At 44.6% G+C, this 22,147-nt stretch carries 13 protein-coding genes and 1 tRNA gene; 2 read left to right on the top strand and 12 right to left on the bottom strand.

Annotated features, from left to right (window positions below; all coding sequences use genetic code 11):
• Positions 1-310: 310 nt before the first annotated feature.
• Together H524_RS0106280 and dnaG are read right to left on the bottom strand one after the other, a co-directional pair.
• A tRNA-Ile gene (locus tag H524_RS0106280) sits at positions 311-387 on the bottom strand.
• Positions 388-530: 143 nt separating this feature from the next.
• Positions 531-3,404, bottom strand: coding sequence for a DNA primase (gene dnaG / locus H524_RS16480; protein WP_052338950.1), 2,874 nt, complete (start codon positions 3,402-3,404; stop codon positions 531-533).
• 687 nt (positions 3,405-4,091) lie between these two features.
• Between dnaG and H524_RS0106270 the strand changes: the two genes are divergently transcribed.
• Complete coding sequence (locus H524_RS0106270; RefSeq protein ID WP_027939606.1) at positions 4,092-4,934, top strand: symmetrical bis(5'-nucleosyl)-tetraphosphatase; 843 nt, start codon at positions 4,092-4,094, stop codon at positions 4,932-4,934.
• A gap of 190 nt (positions 4,935-5,124) precedes the next feature.
• Here the strand turns inward: H524_RS0106270 and H524_RS16475 are convergent, their stop codons facing one another.
• From H524_RS16475 to rplU, 4 genes are all read right to left on the bottom strand, one after another.
• Entirely contained in the window at positions 5,125-5,898 is a 774-nt protein-coding gene (locus tag H524_RS16475; protein WP_052338949.1) for a dihydrofolate reductase, read from the bottom strand.
• A 257-nt stretch (positions 5,899-6,155) separates the two neighbouring features.
• Positions 6,156-7,355: an Obg family GTPase CgtA gene (gene cgtA, locus H524_RS0106260; RefSeq protein ID WP_027939605.1), complete on the bottom strand. Its 1,200-nt coding sequence runs from the start codon at positions 7,353-7,355 to the stop codon at positions 6,156-6,158.
• Between the two features lie 726 nt (positions 7,356-8,081).
• Complete coding sequence (gene rpmA, locus H524_RS0106255; protein ID WP_027939604.1) at positions 8,082-8,348, bottom strand: 50S ribosomal protein L27; 267 nt, start codon at positions 8,346-8,348, stop codon at positions 8,082-8,084.
• Between the two features lie 12 nt (positions 8,349-8,360).
• The gene (gene rplU, locus H524_RS0106250) at positions 8,361-8,672 is read right to left on the bottom strand and encodes a 50S ribosomal protein L21 (RefSeq protein WP_027939603.1); all 312 of its coding nucleotides are present in this window, start codon (positions 8,670-8,672) and stop codon (positions 8,361-8,363) included.
• Positions 8,673-10,221: 1,549 nt separating this feature from the next.
• Here rplU and H524_RS0106245 point away from each other — a divergent pair.
• Entirely contained in the window at positions 10,222-11,208 is a 987-nt protein-coding gene (locus H524_RS0106245) for a polyprenyl synthetase family protein (protein ID WP_052338948.1), read from the top strand.
• A 188-nt stretch (positions 11,209-11,396) separates the two neighbouring features.
• Here H524_RS0106245 and H524_RS0106240 read toward each other — a convergent pair whose 3' ends face one another.
• From H524_RS0106240 to mutL, 6 genes are all read right to left on the bottom strand, one after another.
• Positions 11,397-12,695, bottom strand: a complete 1,299-nt coding sequence (locus tag H524_RS0106240) for an adenylosuccinate synthase (protein ID WP_027939601.1) — start codon at positions 12,693-12,695, stop codon at positions 11,397-11,399.
• A gap of 507 nt (positions 12,696-13,202) precedes the next feature.
• Entirely contained in the window at positions 13,203-14,300 is a 1,098-nt protein-coding gene (hflC, locus tag H524_RS0106235; protein ID WP_027939600.1) for a protease modulator HflC, read from the bottom strand.
• 2 nt (positions 14,301-14,302) lie between these two features.
• Positions 14,303-15,580: an FtsH protease activity modulator HflK gene (hflK, locus tag H524_RS14585; RefSeq protein ID WP_044121625.1), complete on the bottom strand. Its 1,278-nt coding sequence runs from the start codon at positions 15,578-15,580 to the stop codon at positions 14,303-14,305.
• Positions 15,581-16,235: 655 nt separating this feature from the next.
• Positions 16,236-17,582 (bottom strand): ribosome rescue GTPase HflX, encoded by a 1,347-nt coding sequence (gene hflX, locus H524_RS14580; protein ID WP_044121623.1) that lies wholly within the window; start codon positions 17,580-17,582, stop codon positions 16,236-16,238.
• Between the two features lie 95 nt (positions 17,583-17,677).
• Complete coding sequence (gene miaA, locus H524_RS14575; RefSeq protein ID WP_084281682.1) at positions 17,678-18,655, bottom strand: tRNA (adenosine(37)-N6)-dimethylallyltransferase MiaA; 978 nt, start codon at positions 18,653-18,655, stop codon at positions 17,678-17,680.
• 229 nt (positions 18,656-18,884) lie between these two features.
• Positions 18,885-21,911 (bottom strand): DNA mismatch repair endonuclease MutL, encoded by a 3,027-nt coding sequence (mutL, locus tag H524_RS16470; protein WP_052338947.1) that lies wholly within the window; start codon positions 21,909-21,911, stop codon positions 18,885-18,887.
• Positions 21,912-22,147: the final 236 nt, after the last annotated feature.

The raw sequence follows: 22,147 nt of genomic DNA, 5'->3' as shown, positions 1-22,147 counted from the left end.
GTAAAAAATTAAAAATGGCCCTCAGCCCTTACTGCATCTAGCTTTGCTTGAAATGCGAGTGCTAAATGATGCTAAAGAGCCCGATCACATATGTAAGGCATGACAAGTGTGTGGATTGGCTTTGCTATGTCTTCATTCAAGACTTTTATTTGCGTGTATTTGTACTCTAATAGCGTGTCACACGATGCTCACTATACATTAAAGGAGTATTGCTAAATGATAGAGACAATGATGGTGCTATAAGCTTTTTGAAGCTTTGCTATATGTTATTGAGGGATGATTGGAGATTTTGAGGAGGGAGATTAGATGGTGGTGGCCCATTCCCGGATCGAACGGGAGACCCAGCGATTATGAGTCGCTTGCTCTAACCAACTGAGCTAATGGGCCACGGCGTGCATTATACATGGAAAGAGCATGAACGTAAACTAATTAACCAAAAGTAACAACATGCTTGCAAAGGGCCTGTGTATACGCATTTGCAAGCATGTGGTAAAAACGAAAATGCACCGTGGCGCTAAAGCTTATTGTGATTAGCCTTGAGCTGAGTTGTATTGCGAGGTAAAGTCCATATCAGCAATCTGGCTTAAAGCATCCATCTCCACCATGTCATCGCGTTTGAAAGAGCGGCCTTGAATCATGGATACCTGCTCTTTACGCTCAACATAAGGCTCTCTTAAAGAGTTAAACAAGAAGCGAGCAAAGTACTCACTCTTATGTTCTGGACTCATCTCTACACCATCTGACTTATTCTTGAAAATCTCCATGTCAAACAGGTAGTTAAACAGTGACCAGAACTCAGTGTCTCTAAACTCTTCAATGAGTAAGGCACAGGTAATGGTGCGCTCATTCTTGATGAGCTCAAAGAGTCGCTCAATACAAGGATACTCTGGCAATCTTAATTGCTTGGCTAAATCAAGAAACTCATCTAGATTCAAAAAGTCATACAAGGTGGCCACAATAGTTGGCTGCTGCAGGGTAAATGCTAGCAGCTCGTAGATTGGCCCAGTTGCATCGCGAACAGTAAAGTCATGACGCACTAAGGTCCTATAGTTTGCAATCTCATAGGAGTACAGGCCCTTGTTCTTAGCAATAGGCTCCATAAAGTCAATTGGGACAATACCTGCTCTTTTAGCCTCATTAAGTGTGTCATGAGGAGCTGCGGTAGCCGCCATCGATTGTCCTAAATGTTCAGATGGCCCCCACTTATTGTTCCACGCTTCTTGACGCTGTTGGATATTACCTTGCGGCCCGCGCCCGCCCTCGTAATACTCACCAGCGTAATCATCATCTAAATGATCATCAGAAGGGGCTCCATTAGGACCAAGCTGCATAAACTCGCCTGCAGGAGACTGCATTACACGCTGAGCATTTTGCATGTAGAGCTGATCTTTAAATTGCTCTACAGAGAGGTTTTGTCCTCCTTGAGCATAAGGGTCTATCTGATAGTTACCTTGATTTGATGAACCTTCTGCTTGCTTGAAGTTACTGTAATCAAATTGATTTTGCGGCTTCTCAAAGCGAATCACCCTATCGTTACCGTGGGTGTTGTTGTGCCATGATCTGCTATCCACCATGCCATTATTATTCACCTGCACAGGAGCGCCATTGCCGTTGTATGCTCCATTGCCGTTGTGTCCAGCATGGCCGTTGTATGCCCCATTGCCATGGTGTCCAGCATGGCCATTGTATGCTCCATTGCCGTTGTAAGCACCATTAGCTACGCCATGATTATTCTGACCATGGAAGTTAGGCTGGCCGGGGGCAAAATTAGGATTGCCTGGCGCATAGTTTTGGCCTTGGTTTGCAAAGCTTTGATTGTTATTTACGTAGCTTTGGTTGTTGCCGTAGTTTTGGTTTTGGTTAGCGTAATGTGGATTTTGGGATCCAAAGTTAGGGCCATTACCTGCAAAACCTTGGTTTGGATTGCCATAGTTTTGTGCTTGTCCCTGGTTAGGACGGTTTGCCCCATAGTCTTGGCCTCTGTTAGAGGCTTGGTAAGGGCGATTTTGATTCCATTGCTTTGGAGCAGAGCCTTCATCGCGTCGAGATGAATAGGTTGGCTGAGGCAAGAACTCACGAGCAACCTCAATGCTTGGATCATCGACCATAGTGTTAACTTCACTAGCTTCCATATTGAGGATTTCGCAGAGGAGCTGCTTAGCCACAAACTGATAGTTTAAAGGCATGGCTTTAATGATGGAGGCTACATTGCGGATGAACTCAATACGGCCACCCACATGGGACAAATTGAACTCCTTAGTCTTGTATAAGAATAAGGTTTCAGTAAGTGATAAAGCCTTTTTGACCTCCTCACCAAAAGCAGCATTGCCATTTGCTCGCACAAAGGTATCAGGGTCATGACCAGCTGGCAGGAACAAGAAGCGCACGGTCTTGTCTGTTTCTTTGAGCAGCGGGGTAATAACCTGCATAGCATGCCAGCCTGCTTTCTTACCTGCCTCATCACTATCAAAACAGAACACTACCTCATTGGTGTAACGAAACAGCGCCTGCATGTGCTCAGAGGTCAAAGCGGTGCCTAAGGTAGCCACCACATTGTTATAGCCTGCCTGACGTAGCGAGATGGCATCCATATAGCCCTCTACCACTACTACAGCATCAGGTCGATTGCGATTAGCCTGTAAACACTCGTACAAACCAAAGATCTCACGTGATTTTTTGAAGATCGGGGTCTCAGGAGAGTTTAAGTACTTAGCAGTCTTCTCGTCACCTAATACTCGTCCACCAAAGGCAATAATGCGACCTTTAGTATCGAAGATTGGGAACATAACACGGTTGCGGAAGAAAGCATATTTACGATGTCTACCTTCATCGAAGGTGTCTTTTTGTAAGCCACACTCTACTGCTTTGGCATACTCATCAGCATTCTTCACGAGCTCCTTTTCTACATAATCATAAGAGTCAGGAGCAAAGCCTAAACGAGCCTTGACGATGATTTCATCTGACAAACCACGCTTTTCTTTGAAATAAGCAATGGCCTCAGGATTTTGCTGCAGACAACGAGTGAAGTAAAAGGCAGCATCATCCATGATCTTGTAATAGCCTTTCTTACGGTCTTCTTTTTGAGGATCGTACTCGGCGTTCTTATCGTATTCGATATCAAGGCCAGCAAATCTTGCTAGCTCTTCAACGGCTTCAACAAATGAAGTGTTGTTGTACTTCATCACGAAGTCGATGGCATTACCATGCTCACCACAGCCAAAACAACGATAGGTTTGACGAGCTGGACTTACCATGAATGATGGAGTCTTCTCGTTATGGAAAGGGCAGCAGCACTTATAGTTGCCACCTGAAAGCTTAAGGCTACGGTACTGTTGAATTACTTTGACAATATCTAAGCGCGGAATCAGCTTGTTTCTAATAAAGTCCTTTGAAATTAAAGGCATGCCATGCTCCTTACAGACCAAAAGCTCTAAAGCCCCTACCACAAGAGTATAAAGCTACGCTTTGTATCCTATCGTTAAGCTGTTTGCAACTAGTAAGTAATATCTTTGCGAGCGGTTTGCAACTAGTAAGCAATATCTTTGCAAGCGGTTTGCAACTAGTAAGCAATATCTTTGTTAGCGGTGTGCAACTAGTAAGTAATATCTTTGCAAGCGGTTTACAACTAGTAAGCAATAGCTTAGCGAGCCGTTAGCCACATACTATACAGTAGCAAAGCACTAACACTACAAAAAGTGGGATCAAAAAACTAAACGCTGATAAATAAGCGATTCTCCATGCAACTGCGCTTTCCTACACTATAAGAACTTGCAGAAAATAGCCGACTCAACACTCTATAACAGAGCTCTTGCGTTACTACAAGCACTCTTATTTGTGTGAAATATGGCGCTATAGATGAAAATCTCTTTGTCGCTAATTTGAGTTATGTTCTTAATTGCATCAGATATCCCGTATTCATAGCTAGATGACGTGATATGATTAGCTTTTTCTCTTTTTACCTACAATTTCAGTCTTACTGGCAATAAGCTCAGATATGATTGACATTGTAGATATCATTGGTTGGCACTTTCGATAGCCAAGGCGTGCTCTTGAGCATGCAAGCTTGCTTTATTACTTAACAGGGATCAGACATGGCCACTTACTGCATAGGCGACATCCATGGTTGTTGCGATGAGTTTTTAAAGATGCTCGATCTCATCAAGTTTGATGATAAGAGCGATGAATTGCTTTTAACCGGCGATCTCATTGGTCGTGGCCCTTATCCTGTTGAGACCATGAGAGAGATTATGTCTTTAGGCAAGTGCGTTAAAACCGTACTTGGCAATCATGACATAAACTTCCTCGCCCTGCACTACGGCATTGTTAAAGCTCGCCCAAAAGATAATCTTGAGGTGATGCTTAACTCCCCACTGCGCGAGACTATCGTTAACTACTTTTTAAAGACTCCGCTTTTGTACATACACAAGCAAAAGCCTTTAGTCATGGCTCATGCTGGCATTTACCCTCTGTGGTCAATTAAAACAGCCAAAAAAGAAGCTAAAGCCGTTGAGAAGGTATTTGCTAACCCACTGCAGCGCATTGTTCTCTTGCGCAATATGTACAATGAGGCTCCTTTAACCTACAGTGCAGCTAATGACGGCATCTTACGCTGGCGCTTTGCCATTAATACCTTTACTAGAATGCGTCTGTGCTATTTCGACGGCTCAATGGACTATAAAAATAATGCTGTAAGCCCTGAAGAAGTTGCTAAAGACGGTCTTGCCCCATGGTTCTCTTTAAGCGCTCCGCTGCTCTTTAAGAAAAAGCAGTACAAGCTTGTATTTGGACACTGGGCAGCGCTAAATGGCAACTGTCATGAGCCACACATTAGAGCATTAGACACTGGCTGTGTCTGGGGTGATCGTCTGTGCGCCTGGCGCTATGAAGATGACACCTTCTTCTACGTCAAATCCACTGGCTACGCTGACATCTAAAAGAGCAGTCTAATTCAAGCTTATTTGCTTGGGCAGCTGTGCGCTTATGGGCCACAGATAAGCTAATGAGCTCTGCAAGCCATAGCTAAATGGCTGTAAGCGTGGGCTTGGTATATGGTTTGGGCAAAAAATTAAGGCCGCAGATGCGGCCCTGATTTTTATGTGATGTAAGCTAATGCAAGAGGGACAATTAGCCCATACGATTGATGTTCTCGTAAGTTAAGAAGCGATAAGACAGACCTAAATGCTCTTCACCCTCTGGGATTAAAGCGCCATTCTCATCGACTACTACAGCATCAGAATCAAGCTCAGGAATCTCCTGAGCAAAGCCTGAAGGCTGTTCGGCCTTACACAAAAAGTAGGCGCGGCTGCCAGCAATCTTTGGCTCGGATGAGGCTAAACGGAAGATGCCTAGCATCTTAAAGTCTGGGAAGAATGTGTCAGCATGTGGGAAAGATGCACGAATCTCAGTGAGCACTAAAATATCGATTTGCTCTAAAGCCTCATCAAAGACTTCAGCTCCGCCAATAAACACGATCTTGTCGTAAACGATAACGTTAGCATCGCTCACCCCATCGCGCTTTAAGGCCTCTTTTGCGGCTGCCACATCTGATGCTAAAGCAATAGCTTCTTTGATGCTGCCTACAGTCTCAATATCCTTACGTTCAGCTAAAGCTTTTGATGAGGTAATCACGATATTGCGACGGTTTGGCAGTGGCTTACCAATGGATTCAAAGGTACGGCGGCCCATGATGACACAGCTATCATAGGTCTGTGCTTTAAAGTGCTTGAGGTCTGCAGGTAAGTACCATGGCATAGTACCTCTCTCACCAATAGCGCGATCAAGGCCAGTAGCAACCACCATTGATAGCACGCATTTTTCAGCCGGGATATAACGATTAGCAGGAACTGGAGTAGTAGCTACCTCAGGTGCAATCTCAGCATTACCGGTTGATTCGGACATAACAACTCCGTGTTTTAATATCTTTGCTCTATAAGGCCTACATAAGCTTTTCGCTTACGTGTCTACAGAGTCTTTAGCGCAGTACCACTACACTCCATAATTGGCATGAGTAAGCCCATAAGTTACAGGCTTTTTGTTGTGATTATTGCAAAGGGACTGCTTATAAAAAAATTAAGCCTTAGTGTAAAACTAAGGCTTTTGCAAAAGGGGCTATGAGGCTTAATTAATCAACAGTCTCATGCCCAACTTATAGTTAATTATTTTTGGTAGACAACCTCGACGCCATCATCGTCATCATCGAAGAAATCGTCAAAGTCATCATCATCGCCATCAAGGGATGCACCGTTAACTGGATCCTTAAGATGCTTAGCACCCTCAGTCCAAACGAAGTCATCAGCCTTGTTCTTGTCCTTGTTCTCTTCTGCTTCGATCTCAGCTCGCTTAACAGTGTCAACGAGCTCTTGAAGAGCATAAGTAAGATCGTTAGTGTGCTGCTTTTGCAGGGCAGAGATAACAAAAGTACGCTCTGGCTTAGTTTCTAAAGCATCAGAAATCTTCTTGAGCATTTCTTGGGCTTCTTCTTCGCCGCCCTCGAGCAGATCTACCTTATTAAGTACTAACCAGCGTGGCTTTTCGTATAAGTCGTGAGCGTATTCTTTTAGCTCTTTTTCAATTACGCAAGCGTTCTCAACTGGATCGGACTCATCAGCTGGCTTTGCATCAACTAAGTGTAACAGTACACGGCAACGCTCAAGGTGACGTAAGAAACGGTGACCTAAGCCTGCGCCTTGAGCAGCGCCTTCGATAAGACCAGGAACGTCAGCAATTACAAAGCTCTCGCCATCACCAGTCTTAACTACACCTAAGTTTGGTACTAAGGTAGTAAATGGATAGTCGGCTACCTTTGGACGTGCTGCAGATACAGAACGGATAAAGGTAGACTTACCTGCATTTGGTAAACCTAACAGACCTACGTCAGCAACTAAGAGCAATTCAAGCTCTAAAATACGTCTCTCACCAGGAGTACCATTAGTCTTCTGACGTGGGGCACGGTTAGTTGAGCTCTTAAAGTGAGTGTTACCAAAACCACGACGGCCACCCTTAGCCACACGCAGCATCTCACCTTCAGTACGTAAATCACCGATAACTTCACCAGTTTCCTTATCGGTAATACGAGTACCTACTGGCACCTTAAGCACGATATCAGCACCACGAGCACCAGTACAGTCAGAGGACATACCATTCTGACCACGCTCTGCCTTATAGAACTTGGTGAACTTGTAATCAACTAAAGTGTTCAGGTTAGTGTCGGCGAGCATGTAGACGTTGCCACCATCACCGCCATCACCACCATCAGGGCCACCTTTAGGAATATATTTTTCACGGCGGAAACTAACGACACCGTTACCGCCATCGCCTGCTTCAACGCGAATTGTAGCTTCATCAACGAACTTCATAAGTATTCCTCTGTGATTGCATTATGCAGATCGGCTAGCAAGGGATTAAGTGACAAACTTTTAGTTTAGCACTGTAAGTGATACTACAGACTGACTATAAAGTTCAGTAATAGAAATATAATCCGAAACTAGCTGAGAAACAGCGGCAACCTGACCTAAAACACTTTAACCCAAGCTTATCTATGTCCACTAAGAAAAATAACTGACGCTCAATGCGATAAAAAAGTTATCTTTTAACTAGCTATCGAGCACGTATCTTCGTCTCGATTGCATCCATTGCTATAAAACCAAGGAGGGATATTATTCACGCTATAGCGTGATAAGAACCATATGGACAGTAAGATGGGTAAACTAAACGATCCTATAAAATACGTACGTCATAGCATCTTCTAGACGTACTTGATGCTTGTTTAGCACGGGATCTAGACTAATCTATTGCTTATGCTGCGCTAGTTAATACTTGCACTAGCCATAACAGCATTCTCAAACAGGAGAGGTACATAAAACATCGCTTATGTACATACAGTGAGGTTGTGTGTTGAGGCTTTGACCTTAATGTCTTGTAGTTGCCTTTGACAGCCCTTGTAACTAAGGGCTTTGTAGAGGGTTTAAAAAACTTAACCCTATACGAAAAAGGCCTGCATCACCACGCTTAGGTGAGGCAGGCCTTTTTCAGTTTCACTCTAGCAAACTGCCATTGCACTTGCTAGCAGTCAAAGCTAAAAACTAAGCAGCGTCTTCAGCGATGATCTGAACGAACTTACGGCCCTTAGGACCACGAGTTACGAATGAAACCTTACCAGTCTTCTTAGCAAATAAGGTGTCGTCCTTGCCGATACCTACGTTTGCACCTGGGTGGAAGTGAGTGCCGCGCTGACGAACAATGATTGAACCTGCGCTTACTAACTCACCAGCATAACGCTTAACGCCTAAGCGTTGGGCCTGGGAATCGCGACCGTTGCGAACGGAACCGCCGGCTTTCTTGTGTGCCATTGATCCTATCTCCTAACCGGCAATACCGGTAATCTGAATTTCGGTGAACCACTGACGGTGGCCGGTGACCTTCTGGTGATGCTTACGACGACGGAACTTAACAATCTTAACCTTCTCGCCAGCAACCTCGCCTAATACAGTGGCGGTAACCTTAGCACCGTCAATGTAAGGAGTACCAACCTTTACGTTGGTGCCGTCAGAGATTAAAAGAACCTTGTCTAACTCTACAGTAGAGCCCTGCTCTTTATTGAGGAGCTCAACGCGGAGCTTTTCACCCTCAACAACTTTGTGCTGCTTGCCACCGCAAAAAATAACTGCGTACATGCTCAAACTCCGTTTGAACGCAGGAGTTTGTGCTCCCGCTCAAAACTATTCATCAATGTCCGTGCAAGATCATCCGTACGTAAAGCCAACGGATGGCAACCCAAGCGAAACACTCTCAGGATAAACCTGTAAAAGAGGCTTGACGCTGGCTTTCGATGAAACTTAGTGCAGATAAATCATGCTGTAACGTCATAAACAGTACGTTACTCTAAGCCATCTAGCCTTTCAGACCGAAAGCTTGACTCGCAGGGAGTTAACACTTGCCGGATCAATCGAACATACCAAAATTTTCATTGAGGTATTGCCACGTTTGCTGCAGCTTAAAACTGCTTCTTCGTGGACTAAGGTATACGTAAAACTTACGTTTACCTAGGGCTGTTCTAACCCTACATTGCACTTTAAGCGCTAAGAGTAAGCTTAGCATCAGTGTGCTCTGATATTTGTGAGCGCATATTTTACACACTCAAGGCTTTGAAAGTCAATCAAGTGAACTTTCAAAACCGCAAAATTATAGCATAGCTTTGCGCTTGTTGTACCAATGATCTTTCACAATCTATAAAATTTCTGCCAAGCTCAATGTCTTAAAACTCTCAGACCGTAAGCGCGATCTTACTTACACATTGCGCCTATGATCCTATGTCGCATAGGCTTACTAGGTGATCTCTACATAGGATAAGCACCTTATATTTGCCAGAGCTCATACTAAAAATCACATAATGCCCATCAGGACTTTGTCTCTAACAAAAAGATCATAGCTTTAAGCCATCTGATGTCTTTAAAACCAAATGATGTTACTTATGAATCACTTCTAAGCATGAGTATCGTCACAAACTTTGGCTAAAGAATGCTAAAAAGTTGCACCTAAAAGGCTCAAGAAATACCACTCTCTTAAACGATCTTAAGAGCGCTTACTTTCAACAAATCACGCCCTAGGCCATATCTGAGCGCCGATTGAGGAGTCTCCTTTTAAGAGTTAATGCACCTAGTATTAAAAAAATAGCATGACGAAGCCCTCGCATTAGAAATGTGAACATCTATTAGATCTATACTTTGATGCTAAAATATCGGAGCCTCAATAATTGTCAGGCTCATAAGTATCTACAATCTAATGTTTTGTCTTTTTTTTAAACTAGGCAAATCATGTGGTATGGTTGCACAGCTCAATTTTGATCTGAGGTTACTTACCTTACCTTGAGTAAGGTTAGGTATGGTGGCTATACATGGCCATGATCTCGCAGCTAATGACTGCGATTAAGTGTGCAAGCTTTCTCTTGACACTTATGAATACGCGCTTACATTTTCACACGAGCACATGCGCTCTTAAGCATGTACACATGAGCTAGCTTGATAAAAGCACTCAATAAACTCTTATGTACATAAGCTATTGCAGGTGTTCTATCGGATATGGCACAGAGCATTTTCAACTTATATTGAAGATGCCTAACGCAAGATCGCCACTAAGGCAGCAACTTTAAGATCTTATCTACTGTGTTTGAGTAGCTAAGATCTCATCTTGCATTAGATGCCATTGCTAAACCAAGGACTTTTTATGGTGGCGGATACTATTGCCAGCGAAACTTTGATCAACAAGAGTCTTGAAAGGGTTGAGGAGCTTTTGAGCGCAACTTACACCCAGCACCAGCTTGAAACAGCCGTGAATGCCATGTGTATGCACGTGATCAATGCTGGCGGCAAGCGCATACGTCCGCGCCTGGCTGTTATGAGTGCATTAGCTCTCCCTCATTACAATGAGGAGCTGCACTATGAGAAGATCTGCCACATCGCAGCTGCTTTTGAGATGCTGCATACAGCAACCTTAGTGCATGATGATGTTATTGATAAGGCATCCATGCGCCGTGGTCAGCCAACCTTAAATGACACCTCAGGTAACCATGCTGCAGTTTTAGCCGGTGACTACCTCTTTACTCGCTGCTTTGATCTGATTGCCTACCCTGAAGAGTTTGGTGTGATTAAAGCCTTAAACCGCACCTTAAGCGAGCTTGTAGTGGGTGAGCTCTATCAGCTTGAAAATGAGGGTAACTCAAACATCTCTTATGAGACCTACTATCGCACCATCTACGCTAAGACTGGTGTGCTCTTCGAGCTCTCTGCATCTGCCCCTGCCATCATCATTAAAGAAGATAGTGCACTTGAAGCTCCTTTACGTGAGTATGGTCGTCAGCTTGGCATCGCCTTCCAGATCAAGGACGACATGCTCGACTATAGCGCTGATGCTGAGGCCTTAGGTAAGGATCCAGGCACTGATTTAGCTGATGGTCGTATTACTCTGCCAGTACTGATTGCGCTCAACCGTAGCAATGAGCAAGAGCGTGAGCAGTTGCTTGAAGATATTAAAGAAGCTAACTTAGAAGCAGTTAAGGCTGCCATTGCACGTACTAATGCCATGCAAGAGTGTGAGCGTCAGTCTCAAGAGGCCTGTGATAAGGCTATCGCTTGCCTCGACGTGCTTGAAGATAGCCCATACAAGCAAGGTCTGATTGCTGTATGTAAGAAAGCTGTAGCCCGCAATAGCTAAAAGCTTGCAACTAATTCATACCCAAGGCATAGGCAAAGTACCTATGCCTTATAAAAAAACCAGCGTCATGCTGGTTTTTTTTTGCTTTTAACGCCTTGCTACTAGCTAAAGCTCAAAAAAAAGCGCTAGAAACTTAAGTCTCTAGCGCTTTTTTTATGACATAGGCATCTTAGCGTGCCTAATATCTTTTAGGCCATTGGGTCGATGAGCATAATGGTCTGCTCACGCTCTGGGCCAGTTGAAATGATGGCTACTGGAACACCAGCTAACTCCTCGAGACGACGAATGTACTTCTTAGCGTTCTCAGGGAGCTCTTCAAACTTGGTTACACCAACGGTAGACTCGCTCCAACCTGGCATAGTCTCGTAAACTGGAGTTACCTTAGCGTACTCATAAGCTGCTAATGGTGGCAGATCGCTTAAAGTGCCATCAGAGAGCTTGTACTTAGTGCAGATGCACAGCTCTTCCATACCGTCGAGAACGTCAATCTTCATTAAAGCAAGACCGCTTAATGAGTTGATGTCTACAGCACGACGCATTGCAACAGCATCATACCAACCTACACGACGTGGACGACCGGTAACAGCACCAAACTCAAAACCACGGGCACGGATATCCTCACCGATCTGATTATCAAGCTCAGTTGGGAATGGACCGCCACCTACACGAGTAGTGTAAGCCTTGCAGATACCTAAAACGTAATCGATGTGGCGAGGACCTGCACCTGAACCAGTGCAGCAACCGCCAGCAACAGTATTTGAAGAAGTTACGAATGGATAAGTACCGTAGTCGATATCCAGGAAAGTACCCTGAGCACCCTCAAAGAGTACCTTCTTGCCTGAAGCACGTGCATCAGCAAGGATTGCAGATACGTCAGCAACCATAGCAAGGATACGATCACGTACCTTCATGATGCCGTCCATAATGCTGTCAAAAGAAACTTCCTCAGCACCGAAGTAGTTCTTTAAAGCAAAGTTACGGTAGTCAAGCAGGTTTGCAAGCTTCTCTTTAAAAATCTCCATGTCATACAGATCGCCAATACGCAGACCACGACGAGCAATCTTATCCTCATAGCAAGGACCGATACCACGACCAGTAGTACCAATAGCGTTCTTACCACGCTTAAGCTCAGAGGCCTTGTCGATAGCAACGTGTACAGGGAGCAGTAAGGAAGAGGCAGCTGATAACTTAATACGCTGCTCAGCATCGGTAATACCAGATGCCTTTAACTCTTCGATCTCACCGAATAAAGCTTCAGGAGAAACAACCACGCCTGAACCAATTAAGCATAAGCTTGATGAGTGCAGAATGCCTGATGGAACAAGACGTACCACTACTTTCTTGTCACCTACTACTAAGGTATGGCCAGCGTTGTTACCGCCTTGGCTTCTAACCACGATATCAGCTGTAGTGGTTAACAGATCGGCGATCTTGCCCTTACCTTCGTCACCCCATTGGGTACCAAGCACTACTACATTGTTAGGCATGTTAATTCTCTCTTTGATTGCAGGGCAGTTAGCACCGACCCTCATCAGATGTTATAGCCCTTTTGAGGCTCAAAACACGTGCTAGATAAAGCCTTGCTGTAGTATCGTACAGTAATCTCAAGCACGCAAACGCTCTAATTTTAGCGTATTTTACGGACTTTGTCAGGATATTTCCCGATAAGATCCTAAAGTGACCTTATGCCCAAGGTGTGTGCAAACTCATACTAAGCGCATTCACATCTTAGTTCCACCCCACGTTAAGCCCCCCACAAAGCTAATCTATAGCTAGGCAATCGGCACTTTTACTGCTTATCTATAGCTAGGCTATGGGCACTGTTATATCTTAGCTACAGCCAAACTTTGGGCGAGCAAAAGCTAATTTTTGGGATGGACTGAGGACATCGAGTCTCGTTAGTGCCATAAAACAAAAACGGCATACTCGAGACTATCGGGTATGCCGTTTTTTAAAGCAAGGGTACTTGCCCTAGATGATGAATAATTTAGCGATTACTTGCCAAAGAATGGACTGTTCTTGCCCTTTGGATCCTGGAAGTAACGGAAGAACTCGCTATCAGGCTTGAGCACCATGACATCATTGCCTTGAGACATGGCTGCCTTATAGGCGTTCATACTACGCAGGAAGTCGAACAGCTCAGCATTCTGACTGTATGCATCAGCATAAATGCGAGTAGCCTCAGCATCGCCCGCACCCATGAGACGACGTGCCTCACGCTCTGCAGTTGCGATCTTCACAGTAACCTCACGATCAGCCTGAGCCTTAATTGCCTCAGCCTCACGACGGCCTTGTGAACGGTGGAGTTTGGCTACAGCATCACGCTCTGCACGCATACGCTGATAAATGGAGTTAGACACCTCAGGTGGCAGGTTAATCTGCTTGATACGTACGTCGACGATCTGAATACCTAACTCTACAGAGCTCTTGCCTAAGTCACGCAGAGCATTCTGCATAACTTGATCACGCTTAGAGCTAGAGATGAGGTTATCGATCTGAGCTTGTGCCTCTTCAACCTTATCAGAGCTTACCTTTAAGGTGTCATCACCGTCGGTCTGACCAACAGTAGTGCTTTGAGTGTTAGCCTGAACGTCTTTAGCATTGACGCTATCAAAAGAGTTCTCAAAATCACCGTATGAGCCAGCCTTTTCCTGACCTGACACGATCTCGTGAATGGTGAGACGACCAATCTGAGAACGCAGTGAGTTGTTAATACGGCGACGGAGCAGCTCTTCAGCTTGCATAATGTTACCGCCTGCAGTAGTCAGGTAGAAAGTTGAAGGATCAGAGATACGCCACTTTACGTATGAGTCAATAATAAGGTCCTTCTTCTCAGCAGTAACGAAACGATCTGCACGAGCTGATAAGGTTTGAATACGTGCATCAAGTACACGCACCTTATCAATGAAAGGAATCTTAAAGTGTAAGCCTGGCTGAGACACTGCAAGCTCAGCATCAGAGTTACGTAACACCTTACCAAATCGAGTAACGATACCTACATTACCCTCACTGATCACGAACACAGAGTTGAAAACAGTGAAGACTACGACCAGCAAGATTGCTAAAAGCAGATTTAATGATGAACTACGCATTATTATCTGCCTCCCTGAGAATAGCTGTAGCCAACTGGACGGTCACCGCTTCTACGAGTGGTAGTGCTGGTGCTCTTAGTGCTCGAGTTGTAGTAAGGAGTTGAGCTGGTGCTAGATGATAAAGGCAGAGCCTCTTGAACATTAGCAGGAGCAGGAGTAGAACCCTTCTTACCCTCAGGCATTGGCAGATAGAGAACTGGGCTTGAACCCTCAGGAGTATCTAAGATGATCTTGGATGACTTGCCTAAGACTTCTTGCATAGTCTCAAGGTAAATACGGGTACGAGTAATCTCTGGAGCAGCATTGTACTCAGGCAGCACAGCCTCGAAACGAGCAACCTCACCTTGTGCATCTAAAACAACACGTGAACGGTATGCTTCAGCCTGCTGACGAATACGTTGTACCTGACCTTCAGCACGTGGCAGAACTTCGTTAGCATAAGCCTCAGCTTCACGCTTGAAACGCTGTTCGTCTTCTTGTGCAGCAATAGCATCGTCAAAGGCTTCTTTAACCTCATCCGGAGCACGAGCTGGCAGGAAGTTTACGTCCACGATGGAAAGACCCATATTGTAAGGCTCAATTACTGAGATCAAAAGATCACGAGTATCCTGACGAACACGCTCACGACCAGAGGTAAGAATGTCATCCATCAGGGTGTGACCTACTACATAACGTAATGCTGAGTCAGTAGCTTCGGTAAGAGAATTATCTGGAGCTGTTACTGAGTATAAGTACTGGAATGGGTCAGAAATACGATACTGAACATCCATCTCTACAATAACAACGTTCTCATCCTCGGTAAGCATTGCACCTGAGGACTGAATGGAACGCACCTGTTCGATATCGACAGTAGTTACTTGGTCGATGCCAGGAATACGCCATTGCAGACCTGGTTCTACTACCTCGTAAAACTTACCAAAGCGCAGTACTACACCTCGCTCAGCTTCACGTACGGTGTAGAAGCCTGAGAAGATGAAGAAGCCTACCATGGCAATCAGCACGGCATAGATCATTGCTTTGGACGAACCTTTTGCATTAAAGCCACCGCCCTTTGAAGAGCCGCGCTTCTTTCCGCCAAACAATTTCTCAAATGACTTTAATGCGTCTGATAAGTTGTCAGAGCTTCCATTGTTACGACGACGATTCCAAGGATCGTCGTTGTTATTGTTAGACCCGTTATTAGGCTCACGATCACTGCTTTGAGGAGCGCGATCTTCTTTATTGCCCTCAGGACCTTGACCAGGAGGATTCCAACCCATGGTTGAATTGTTTTCTCTCATGCAACACCTATGGCTATATGCCTAAAAACCTTTGTACAAGATAAGGTTATCCCTTTAGAGCATGTAAAGGTTTTAGACAATAAGTCATTTCCTCTAATTGAAGACAAGGCACAGGCCTTATCAAACGATACACGACAGCTAAAGCTTTAAAAGCTTGTCTGCCTGTAACTAGGATTGAGACTTATTTAGCAACTAAATAAGCATTTACTCACTCAGATGCATAATAAGTCCATGTTCTACAGCCTCAACGTAAAGACACTTACACAATGTAGCTATCTTATAAGAGCAATAGAACCAAGAATTCTGTATACCCCTTGTACAAGGCGTACAAAGGAGCAATGGTAGATTGTAGCTTAAAATGCTTTGTAAAGACTTAGGTATTAAGCCTCAACAAAACTTAAACACCAATGCACTATGATAGATATAAAAGTCTAAAATAGCCATTTGTACGGTAAAAATCTATCATTTCTGTGAGATCGCTGCGCCTGTTATGTCAATTACAGGGCAAACCAACTTTTCTTATCCTCACGCTCAAGAGCGGCAAGCATATCAAGCACTAAGGACTTAAGACTTGTTATAGGACCATTAGGCAAGCATATCAAGCGCTAAGGACTTAAGCCTTGTTATAGGCCCTTTAGGCAATCTCACAACTAAGCTAATCAATATCGTCAAAATCAAAGACTTCTTCTTGCAGCCAAGGGATACCATCGCAGTTGAAAAGACACTCTTTAAGGCGACCTTTTGAGAGCTTATCGATACGCGAGGCATCAGATGGCTTTAAGGTGATCTTAACGTGCTCAGATCCTGTCTCATCGTAACCTAAGCTTTCAACAGCCTTAAGCTCACAAAGCATGGCCCTAAGCTTGCCATCTTGATAACCAAGCTTAAGCTCAAACTTGCATTGATCTAAGCTCAAGAGCTCCGATACTGCAGCAAGTAATTCATCTAAACCTGCACCAGTACGAGCTGATACGTTAACACGCACCGGCTTACCACTCTCATCGCGCACGATACCAGCGGCGACCTCTTCTTTAAGATCAGACTTATTGAAGACGAGCAGTGCAGGTACTTTATCTGCCTTAATCTGAGTGAGTACTGCATTCACCGCCTCGATATTATCTTCAATACGCTGATCGGCAATATCGATGATGTGCAGCAAAAGATCAGACTGAATGGTCTCTTCTAAAGTTGCTCGGAATGCTGCAACTAACTCGTGAGGCAAGTGACGGATAAAACCTACAGTATCTGCAAATACAACCTTACCTACAGTTGGCAAAACCATGTTTCTTAAGGTCGGATCCAAGGTAGCAAAGAGCTGATCTGCAGCGTAAACCTCTGATCTAGTCAAACGGTTGAATAAGGTAGACTTGCCGGCGTTGGTATAGCCCACAAATGAAACCACAGGAACTGCATTTTTCTTGCGCTCCTGACGGTTTTGCTCACGACGACGCGCTACTACCTCAAGATCTTCTTTAATGGCAGAAATTCGCTCACGCAAGGCACGACGGTCAAGCTCAATCTGAGTTTCACCAGGGCCACCACGTAAACCAAAACCACCTTTCTGTCTTTCAAGGTGGGTCCAGCCTCTAACTAAGCGGGCCTGCTCATAACGTAGCTGCGCTAACTCAACTTGCAGCTTACCTTCATAGGTACGTGCTCGCATAGCGAAAATCACTAAGATCAACGCAATACGATCCATCACACGTACACCAATCTCTTTTTCTAGATTACGCTCTTGTGCTGGAGTTAATGGACTATTAAAGACGACTACTTTGGCATCGTGAGCACGCACTGCATCGGCGATCTCTTCTACCTTACCTGATCCTACATAGGTTCTTGGATCAATAGCATTACGTCTACAGACAACGGCGTCTTTAATATCACCACCAGCGGACTCAGCGAGGCGATGTAATTCTTCTAAATCCTCTTGATTCTTTGCCTGTGGCAACTCCACATGCACTAAAACCGAGGCTCCTAACGGCTCAAACTCAACTTCTGCCATTCTCTAAGCATTTCCTTCTTGCACACTAGCAAGTTATGTAATTCTGTGTATGCACTATTAAAAGCGAGCTTGCTTTTACATAAGTCCTAATACGCCTACACCAAGCGGTAGCGTTCAAAGGATGGCTCGTTATCAATCAGACTTATAAAGTGCGCTGCCTTATTAGCATCTTCAATATCGATACGGAAACGGACAACCTTATCAGATGCGACGTTATCTTTGAGGCCACCACGTAACCAAGTCATTTGATGCTTAGCTAAACGAGCTGTAGCAATGACACTAAGCTCAATCATCTCATCTAAGCTCACCTCGCCACGTAAATACATCATGGCCTGGCGATAACCCACCGACCTCATAGATGGCATATCATCACTTAGATCAGTGCGCTCATAGAGCTTTTTAACCTCATCAATAAAGCCTTGCTCAATCATGATCTCAAAGCGCTTACGGATAAGAGCTCTAAGCTTGGTACGATCATCACCTTGTGGCAGCAAGACTGCTTCAAATCTAGTAAATGGACACTGATCTTTAGGCTCACTAAAAAATGAGCTCATCGCCTTACCAGTCATTAAGTAGACCTCTAAGGCACGGGCTACACGCTGCTTATCATTAGGAGCGAGCTTCTCATAAAGAGGAGGATCAACATCTTTTAACTGTTCGTGCACATATGGCCATCCATGTTCATCAGCCATGGCTTGTACTTTTACACGAATCTTTGGGTCGGTTTCTGGTAGTGGAGATAAGCCCTCAACTAGAGCTTTGTAGTACATCATAGTACCGCCGCAAATAACAGGCAGCCTATCGCGAGATCTAATCTCTTCAACCAGTCTGATGCAATCTTTTCTAAAATCGGCTGCACTATAGCTTTGTGCAGGATCGCAAATATCAATTAGATGATGAGGGCAAATGGACATCTCTTCTTTAGTAGGCTTAGCAGTACCAATATCCATTCCCTTGTAGATCAATGCCGAATCAAGTGAAATGATCTCAGTGCGGTACTTACGTGCTAGCTCTAAAGATAAAGCACTCTTTCCCGAAGCAGTTGGACCTAAAATCACTACCGCATCAAACATTGCTACACTCCCGCATCCTAAAAGTAACTGCCTCTATCTCCACCTTATCGGAGTCAAGATTAAAAGTTAACTTCACCTGCAAACACGTTTGAGCATTGCGCCCATTAGCTTCGTTGCTTTTCTCAAGCTAAAGCCATGGTCACTGCGCTCACGAAAACATGAATTATACAAGTATCTTGGCCCTATTCATACTAAAAGACACAGCCTATTCTTTTAGATAAAACATACGTTATGAGAGCATTTGACTAGCGATAGAGAAGAGATCCACCTCTTGAACCGATAAGTCCTTAGCACGCAAGATAAGTTGCTCGGCACTGCTAAGTTTTTCAGTTAGCTCTTTGGCGTCATATTCGGTATTGATGCTAATAGCTTTGCAACGCGACAGATTGTAGGCTAGCTGCTCTGGACATTGACCTTCTGACAAGATGGCATCAGTACCTGCGCTAATAAGCTGCAGCGCATTTAGTGCTACTAAAGCTAGATTAGAGCCAGAGATAAACTCAGGTATACCTAAGATATCGATGCAACCACGTGCCTGCGAGCTTTTAACTGAAAAACCACAGCGCAATGCTGCACAAAGTACATCCTGACGTTTAAAGGCCTTAACGATAATACTGTCGGTACGTATCGAAAACGGCATGGTTAACTCTTTGGTACGCACCTGATCTTTAGCAACATCTAATAAGTACTTATCCATGAGCAAATTAAAATAAAGCTCGGACAGTCTTACCATAAAGTAGCGCTGATCAGCCATAATCAAGGCAACGTCGGCAGCCACCAGATGCAAAAACTTAATATTAGACCTGCGATTTGCTAAGGATAGAGCACCTGAGTAATCAACATTGATCTTGTGAGTGTCTTCTGTTCCATCATTAAGCGCATCTAGCATGCTCGACACATTATCAATGGTCATACGCTCAAAGCGATTAGCCGCCTCAGCCTTTTCGTAAATGCTACGTCCTTTAAAGCCATTGCCAGACGCACCATACAAAGCACGTACCGCCGCAGACTGATCTGAATGGCCCTTAGCCTCACCACCACTTGGCAAATCTCTGTAAGACTCATCCGTGCTCTCAAGTTCATCTGCAGCAGAACTGTTTTGTGCACTATGCCCCTGCGCCTCAGCAGTACAAAGCTCCTGAGACTCACCTGACCCAAGAGCGCAGCTTTCATTGGCATCAGCATTATCTGCAGCTATATTAGCGGCTGTAACGTTAGCAACTGTGCCTATGTCCTCAGGCAACTTAGCGCTGATGGTCCCTTGAGAGCTCTGCTCTAATGAGTGAGCATCATGCTTTGATGCAAAAGAGCTTTGGCTTGTGGCGTGAAAGCTTGAGCTTGAGCTTGGGTTTGAGACGTGATCGCCTTGGTTTGATGCGCGAGAGCTTGGGTTTGAGACGTGATCGCCTTGGCTTGAAGCGCTTGCTCTGTGCTCTTGCTCGTTTATAAATTCTTCTTGTAGAGCAATAAGTGAGCTTATTGAGTCATCCTCTGCACCATCCTCAGTGATGAACATGCTCAGGTCATTATCAGACTTGCTCTTAGCCTCTTCATCTTGATAGCTGCGAGCCTTGCCAATGTTGGGCTCAACCTTAAGCATATTTGTTTTAAGTCCATAGCTTTTGGCTAAGGTATTTGAGGAAGCTGCCTCTTTAAATTCATCTTCACTCTCATCACTTGTCTGTGTATTTGGACTGAGGGTACCTTGCTGTTTCTTGAGCTTGGACTCTTTGAAAGCCTCAATAAAAGGAGCGGATACCTTTTGCGCCCCACGTATTGCCTCAAGCTCTCCAAGGCCAGTTCTAATGGCACCAAAATCAGCTAAACGACCGCACAAAGAGGCCTCTTCATCATAAGCATTACCCTGCGAATGCATAGGACGCTGCGTTCTTTCAAGATACGAGACAACCTCTTTAGCAAAGGCGCTGTTATCTTGAAGAGCAGTTGCTTGTTGTGCGCTTGATGAAAGATGAGTAAAGCCTTTAGTAGTAGTTTCGTCAGATGTTGCAGCTACTGATGCCTTAGTGTCGATGGAGGCATTGTGTACAGTAAGCTCTTCTTCATTGCCAAAATCATCCTCAAGCTCAAAAGAAGTCTGTGAGGCATTCTTGTCATTAAGACCTGAAGTTGCGAGCACTGCATAAATGTTATTGCGTATGCAGTCATGGATGAGATTGCTGTTATGAAAACGCACTTCATCCTTACGAGGATGCACGTTAACATCAACAATGTGAGGATCGCACTGCAAGAAGATCACACCACGCACACATGGCTTAACTTCTGAATTTCCCTGCAACACATTTAAGAAAGCCTCACGGATCGCGTGATTAACCGTACGATCAGCAATGCAACGTCCATTTAAGAACGTAAGGAGACGATCTGGCAAAGAGCGGTTGGCTGGTGGACGTAATAAAACACCGTGAATTTGTAACAGCTTACTATTGAGGCTGTCGCGCTCTAAGTCATCGCTGTTCTCATAATCGCTGCTATTGTGAAAAGGAACATAGCCGCCACTCTTTGAGGCCATGTAAGACTGATAATGGTTGTACTTACGGACAAAAGCCTCATCAGTATTATCAAAGCTCAACAAATTATGCTTAAACTCAGAGCCTAACAGTGCTGCAATGCGCTGCGCCATTTTAGCTCTACCATGGGCAGGAACACTAAAGACAGTTTTGCCATCGCTAATGAACTTAAACTCAGTATCGCAATTGACCAAAGCAATCTTGGTTATGAGCTCTTTGATGTGGTTAAACTCAGTCTTATCTGACTTTAAAAAACGACGGCGGGCAGGGGTGTTAAAGAAGAGCTCACGGACGATTACTGAGGTGCCTTGATTATGAATGGCAGGCTCAACCACCGGGTGTTGCTCAGCACCCTCAACATGAACTTGGAAGGCATGTTCTGCATCAGCAGTACGAGAGATTAAAGTAAGTCTTGAGACTGAGGCAATTGAGGCTAAAGCCTCACCTCTAAAGCCTAACGTTCTAATCGCACTGAGATCTTCTAAGGTTTCAATCTTAGAAGTAGCATGTGGTGCTAAGGCTAAAGGGAGTTCATCGGCAACAATACCCTTGCCATTATCAGTGACCTTGATGAGGGTTTTACCTGAAGAACGGATCTCTAGAGTGATCAAGCTAGCGCCAGCATCAACTGCATTTTCGAGCAGCTCTTTAACTACTGAGGCCGGACGCTCCACGACCTCGCCTGCTGCAATCTGATTGGCTAGCTGTACCGAAAGTCGCTTAATACCCATAGTTACCCCGCAAGAAAAGCCTTAAGTAAGTTCAAAATCGTACAGTTCTATGAGAGCTACGCTAACCTCATCTGTGCCACTTTCTAAGCTCGATGCTTGCCACTGCATGCCATCGATAAATACCTAGACTAATCCTAGCTAAAGAGCCATGCCTATGCCTATGTTAAGGCATCAAAGTAGGCTTTAGTTTACTGCAGCTTATGCATAGCACTTAGTAGCTTGCCACGCATATTAAA

It is taken from the genome of Anaerobiospirillum succiniciproducens DSM 6400 (genome assembly GCF_000482845.1).
Lineage (GTDB): Bacteria > Pseudomonadota > Gammaproteobacteria > Enterobacterales > Succinivibrionaceae > Anaerobiospirillum > Anaerobiospirillum succiniciproducens.
The sequence above is the reverse complement of the archived record's forward strand: the minus strand, read 5'-3'. Positions and strand labels throughout refer to the sequence as shown.

Coding starts and splice junctions, on each gene's coding strand:
- dnaG (WP_052338950.1), bottom strand. CDS start 3,404: ATGCCTTTAATTTCAAAGGACTTTATTAGAAACAAGCTGATTCCGCGC.
- H524_RS0106270 (WP_027939606.1), top strand. CDS start 4,092: ATGGCCACTTACTGCATAGGCGACATCCATGGTTGTTGCGATGAGTTT.
- H524_RS16475 (WP_052338949.1), bottom strand. CDS start 5,898: ATGTCCGAATCAACCGGTAATGCTGAGATTGCACCTGAGGTAGCTACT.
- cgtA (WP_027939605.1), bottom strand. CDS start 7,355: ATGAAGTTCGTTGATGAAGCTACAATTCGCGTTGAAGCAGGCGATGGC.
- rpmA (WP_027939604.1), bottom strand. CDS start 8,348: ATGGCACACAAGAAAGCCGGCGGTTCCGTTCGCAACGGTCGCGATTCC.
- rplU (WP_027939603.1), bottom strand. CDS start 8,672: ATGTACGCAGTTATTTTTTGCGGTGGCAAGCAGCACAAAGTTGTTGAG.
- H524_RS0106245 (WP_052338948.1), top strand. CDS start 10,222: ATGGTGGCGGATACTATTGCCAGCGAAACTTTGATCAACAAGAGTCTT.
- H524_RS0106240 (WP_027939601.1), bottom strand. CDS start 12,695: ATGCCTAACAATGTAGTAGTGCTTGGTACCCAATGGGGTGACGAAGGT.
- hflC (WP_027939600.1), bottom strand. CDS start 14,300: ATGCGTAGTTCATCATTAAATCTGCTTTTAGCAATCTTGCTGGTCGTA.
- hflK (WP_044121625.1), bottom strand. CDS start 15,580: ATGAGAGAAAACAATTCAACCATGGGTTGGAATCCTCCTGGTCAAGGT.
- hflX (WP_044121623.1), bottom strand. CDS start 17,582: ATGGCAGAAGTTGAGTTTGAGCCGTTAGGAGCCTCGGTTTTAGTGCAT.
- miaA (WP_084281682.1), bottom strand. CDS start 18,655: ATGTTTGATGCGGTAGTGATTTTAGGTCCAACTGCTTCGGGAAAGAGT.
- mutL (WP_052338947.1), bottom strand. CDS start 21,911: ATGGGTATTAAGCGACTTTCGGTACAGCTAGCCAATCAGATTGCAGCA.